This is a genomic window from Streptomyces regalis (assembly GCF_001509475.1).
GTDB classification, from domain to species: domain Bacteria; phylum Actinomycetota; class Actinomycetes; order Streptomycetales; family Streptomycetaceae; genus Streptomyces; species Streptomyces regalis.
Map to the genome: position 1 here is coordinate 1 of NZ_LLZG01000248.1, position 402 is coordinate 402.

Here is a 402-nt window from a genome sequence, read left to right on the forward strand (position 1 = left end):
CGGCAAGGTGGTGTTCGTCTTCCCCGGCCAGGGCTCCCAGTGGGACGGCATGGCCACCCACCTCCTCACCACCTCCCCCGTCTTCGCCGACCACCTCACCCAAGCAGCCCACGCCATCCAGCAACACACCGGCTGGAACCTCCTCGACGTCCTCACCAACACCCCCGACGCACCCCCCGCCGACCGCGTCGACGTCATCCAACCCGCCCTCTTCGCCGTCATGACCAGCCTCGCCAAACTCTGGCAACACCACGACATCCACCCCGACGCCGTCATCGGCCACTCCCAAGGCGAAATCGCCGCCGCCTACACCGCCGGAGCACTCACCCTCGACGACGCCGCCAAAATCGTCACCCTCCGCTCCAAAACCCTCCTTGAACTGGCCGGCACCGGCGGCATGGC

General features: G+C 67.9%; 1 protein-coding gene. It reads left to right on the forward strand.

Annotation, left to right across the window (positions count from 1 at the left end):
* Window positions 1-402, forward strand: a 402-nt coding sequence (locus tag ADL12_RS24760) for an acyltransferase domain-containing protein (RefSeq protein WP_159053276.1), incomplete at both ends; no start/stop codon positions are given.